Source organism: Stieleria sp. (assembly GCF_041595215.1).
Taxonomy (GTDB): Bacteria; Planctomycetota; Planctomycetia; order Pirellulales; family Pirellulaceae; genus Stieleria; species Stieleria magnilauensis.
The window spans coordinates 1-4,505 of sequence record NZ_JBFHKV010000735.1 but is presented as its reverse complement, the minus strand read 5'-3'; the positions used below and the strand labels follow the sequence as shown (position 1 = coordinate 4,505).

Genomic DNA, 4,505 nt, shown 5'->3' with positions numbered 1-4,505 from the left:
CCGCCGGCCCAGATGACCGTGGGTGCCAACGGATACGCCGTGCAGCCGGGCGAAACCGTGTCCATCGACGTCGAGCAGAACGTGGAACGAAAAGGCGTCTGCGATTCCACCACCAAGGTCTGGCAATTACCGTTGTTGGCCATCGGAGATCCGGGCGACCGCGAATTGGCCGATGCTATGTCGGAGTTACTCGCGCCGATCGGAAAAACGAAAGCCAGGCACCTCAACGAAACCCAAAGTCGTCGCCTGGGACCGGCCGGTGCTCTTCCGCTGTTAGCGTACGCGGCGACCGAAACGGCGCCCGATCAGTTGCCGTTGCGACGAACCGCCGTCGCGCTGGCGCGGGATCTAGCTGATCAGCGGTCCAAGCAGTGGTTAGCGAAATTGGCCGCGGATCCAGATCCGTTTCTTTCCGCTCAAGCCGTCAAAACGCTGGAGCGAATCGCAGCAGAGCGATGAATTGGCGTCTGAGCCCACCGATGGCAGCGCGAACCCACGGATTTTTTGCATTCTGTCATCCGTGGGTTCGCGCTGCGATCCGTGAGCACGCTTTTTGATGGTTCGCCCGGTAACATCGCTGGAGTCGTTCGTCCAGTTTGAGTCTTCGGGTTATAGCATTAGTCTGGCAGCTGGTCGCAGCCCAGACACAGACGCACGAGTTCGACATCATTGCCAACTTCCAACTTGTTCAAGACCCGGGCACGGTGCTTGGAAACGGTTTGGAACGAGATGCCGAATTCGATCGAAATCTGCTTCAGTGACCGGCCTTGAACCAGCAGGTCCATCACTTCACGTTCGCGACTGGTCAGCCGAGACACTCGACTGAAAAAGTCCTTGTTCGGCGGCAGGGATTCGCGGGCGTGTTTGTCGATCTGAATCGCTTCGTTGATCCGATCCAACAGGATCTGGTCCTTGATCGGTTTCTGCAGAAAATCGATCGCCCCCGCTTTGATGGCGCGAACACTCATCGGGATGTCGCCGTGGCCGGACACAAAAATGATAGGTGGAATGTAGTCCCACTTCGACATTTCCGCTTGCAGGTCCAGCCCACTCAATTCGGGCATGCGGACATCCAACACCAGACATCCCGGGACGGCGGGGTCGTAGTGTTGTAGGAAGTCCTGAGGCCGATCGAAGGTCTGCACCTTGATGTTCATCGACTCGATCAGAAACGCCAACGAGTGCAGAGCGGCTTGGTCGTCATCGACAACCACCACGGTTGGGTCGGTCACGGTGTCGCTCCTTGGGGAATCGTTAAAATCCGCCATTGCATCGCATCGTTGTGGAGTGGACATGCGTGCGTGTCCCCCGAACTCGGAATCAAAGGGGGAAGATGCCTTGCGTCAACTCGCCGTTCTTCCCCCTGGCAAACAGGGTACCAATACCCTGAACCCCCTCAATGTAGACATCTGCACCGCCCGGTGGTTGCAATTCGGTACCAAAATTGCTCAAAATTCGCATGGATTTATGTGCAGCGCTGGAGTGATAATGCTTTCATCTTCAACGATTTTGACCCCCGAGAGATTTCTCGTCGGTCATGGGCCTCTGCGGTTTGCCCCTCCGCAGAGGTTTTTTTATGTCGACAGGGCTCGGCTCGGCCGATTGTACCTGCCAGTTAGGAGGCGATGGCCCCGTTTCCTCAGTCGCTTCCGCCGATTGATCATCGGCGTCTTGCCGGATACAACGTGGCGACGGTGGCAACTGAATCACCGGGATGCTGATTAGTCCACTTCCGACGGGATCGTTCACGATGAAACGAGACATGGTGCTTGTCCGCAAGCTTTTGGATTTTGTCGAAGCCAGGGGAGCGCGCCTGTTCAAGGGCTCGATTCAAATCGAAGGGTACGAGCGGGAGCAAATCACACTGCACTTGTTCTTGCTGGCCGACGCCGGGTTTATCGAACTGGGGCAGGACACCCTTGCGGACAAGGGACCGCTGGTGCTGACCTGGAAGGGCTGCGATTACTTGGAGGAGCTGAAGGCAAAAGACAGAAAGTGATCGCGGTGCCCTGTGCCGTCAATGGAGTGGACTCGTCGCCTCGTCCACTACACCGTCGTGACGACGTAACGAGTCCTACAACGTAGCAGCACCCACAACGTAGTGGACGAGGCGACGAGTCCATCCGCATCGCACCGCGAGGCGACGAGTCCCACCGCGCACCTAACGCTGCAAATACCGCACGATCGCTTGCAGTGCTTCGACGTCGAGCGTCGTTTCGAAACCTTCGGGCATCAACGACGTGCCGGTGCTTTTGATCCGTTCGATCTGATCGCGACGAAGGGTCGTTCGTTTTCCGTCGGCGTGTGCGATCGTCAGACTGTCGCCGACTTCCGATTCGATCACGCCGGCCAACGTCCGTCCTTCGTCGGTTTGCACCACATAGTTTTGGTACTTGGGTTCGACCGCCCGGTTGGGATCCAAAATCGCCTCCACCAGCGCCGCATCACTGCGATTGGTCAGGTTCTGAAGGCTGGCGCCGATCGCCACGCCACTGGGATCGGGCGAATGACACACGCCGCAATGTTTCTCAAACAGCGTGCGTCCGAGTTCAAGTTCGTTCTCGGCGGACGGATCGAGTGTTTCGCGACGTGCGGAGAATTTCGCCAAGTAGTCGCGCACGATTTCGCCACGCTGTTTGGATCCACCGCTGCGAAAGATCCGTTGGGCCATCACCCGCATCGACTGGCTGCCCGATTTGAGCAGGTGTTCGCGGGTCGCCAGAGAAAGCTCGTTGGCTCGGATCCGTTCAGCTTGCAACGCTTGCAGCAACACTTCGGTTGCCTGACGCCGGGCGAGCAACTGGGAAACCAGATGGTCTCTGACTGTGACCGAGAGTGTGGGCCAGCGGTCAATCAACCCATTCAGAATCTCGTTGTCGTTCTGGCTTGCCAGCCCGGTGATGGCTTCACACTGGACCGAAGCCGGTGTCGCGGGATCCAGTAGAGCGATCAGGAACTCCGTCCTTGGTCCGTCGGCATCGAGATTCAAGCTGATCAGGCTGACCGCACGGCACCGCGAGGATTCCGATTGCGCCGCATCGACGGCCACACGTTCGGCCCGTTGCTGAAGGGGACGCAAGACCTTGGACAAACCGGACTGCTGTGACACGGAATTGCCCGTCGCACCCACAAAACATTCGGCCAGTCGGAGCTGCGTTTCGAAATCCAGTTCGGACGATCCGAGCCGGGCCGCCGCCAATTCCTCAATCGGCGCGTCATGCTGTTTCGCGGTGGCCAAGACGCGTCGCAACAGTCCGACGCGATGCTCGGTAAATTGTACGGGGTGTTCCGAGGCCTGCTGAAGGACCGCGTCGGCGATAGCGATCGCGTGGGCCGTTGCCGAGCTGGCGACGGCATCGGCCAGCCATTGATCAAGGTCCGATCGGGTCGCGATCTTGGCCAGCGCGATTCCGGCGGCAGCGGAGTCGGATTCCCCCAGTGCCAGCGCGGCCTGCAAGGCGACCGATGCGTCTTGGTGCGTGGCGAGTTTGCTCAGGTGGTTGAGCACTTTTTCAGAACTTGCGACGTGGCGTTCGCTCAACCGAGCCGCAACGAGCAGCACGCCGGGATCGGAGTCGCTCAATGCGGCGGCGAGTGTGTTTTCGTCCAACGCGTCGAACGTGGCCAAGATCGACAAGGCATGCAGTCTCGCAAACGGGCTGGGATCGTCCTTCGCCATCGACCCGAGCGCAGGCCGAACGCTGTCGGCGTCGCGATGGACCAAGAGCCGCTGGGCATCGTCGCGAAGCGGCCCGATCGGTGAACGCAGCAATTGCACCAGCGCCTCGTTGGACCGTTCTCGCAAAACGGGGATCGGTGCCGCTTGCTCGCCCACCGGTTTGACACGATAGATGCGGCCGAGCTGTTCGCCGGAACGCAAGTCCAAGCGTTCTTGCCAGGCATCGGGAATCCACTCCGGATGCTCGATCACCTCGCGATACATGTCGACGACATACAGCATGCCATCGGGACCGATCAACGCCCGAACGGGGCGGAACCAGGGATCGGTTGATGCCAAGAATTCACGCTCGGTTTCCTGCTCCAAACGTTCGGCGCGGAATGTCGCGCCGCGGGGTTGCAGCACCGCGCGGTGCACCAGGTTGTGAACGGGCTCGCACACAAATGCAACGGTCTGTTCAGGTTCTGCGAACGACGGCGACCGCGCGATGATGCTGCTGCAGGCGGACGTGAATCGATTGGCCGCGAAAAGATCGTTGAAGCGTTCGGCGGCCGACGTCAATGGAAAGACCGGCGGCGCGACCGCGGGCGTGAACAGCTGTTGTTTGTTCGTTGAGAACGAGACGGCGGTGTTACGTTTCAGGTAGTGATCGTCGATCGGGAAATGAAACATTGGCAACGAGTTGCTGTTGCCGAACCAACGACCCACACTGTCGCGGCTGCGGACAAATTGAGTTCGTCCGCTGGTGACGGCGATGCGACCGCTGTCCGGCCAAATCTGAACATCGTGTCCCGAGGCATCGATCGTCTGGCCCGTCGCGACGCTG

General features: G+C 59.4%; 4 protein-coding genes. 2 read left to right on the top strand and 2 right to left on the bottom strand.

All coding sequences use genetic code 11. The annotated features are described in order from the left end of the window. The coding region (locus ABX749_RS23355) for a hypothetical protein (protein ID WP_372898116.1) at nucleotides 1-459 on the top strand (459 nt) is incomplete at its 5' end. A 158-nt stretch (nucleotides 460-617) separates the two neighbouring features. Here ABX749_RS23355 and ABX749_RS23350 read toward each other — a convergent pair. Then, complete coding sequence (locus ABX749_RS23350) at nucleotides 618-1,232, bottom strand: response regulator transcription factor (protein ID WP_372898114.1); 615 nt, start codon at nucleotides 1,230-1,232, stop codon at nucleotides 618-620. Between the two features lie 518 nt (nucleotides 1,233-1,750). Here ABX749_RS23350 and ABX749_RS23345 point away from each other — a divergent pair. Then, nucleotides 1,751-1,999, top strand: coding sequence for a DUF2513 domain-containing protein (locus ABX749_RS23345; protein ID WP_372898113.1), 249 nt, complete (start codon nucleotides 1,751-1,753; stop codon nucleotides 1,997-1,999). Between the two features lie 162 nt (nucleotides 2,000-2,161). Here the strand turns inward: ABX749_RS23345 and ABX749_RS23340 are convergent. Continuing rightward, nucleotides 2,162-4,505: c-type cytochrome (locus ABX749_RS23340; RefSeq protein ID WP_372898112.1), on the bottom strand; the 2,344-nt coding region annotated here is incomplete at its 5' end.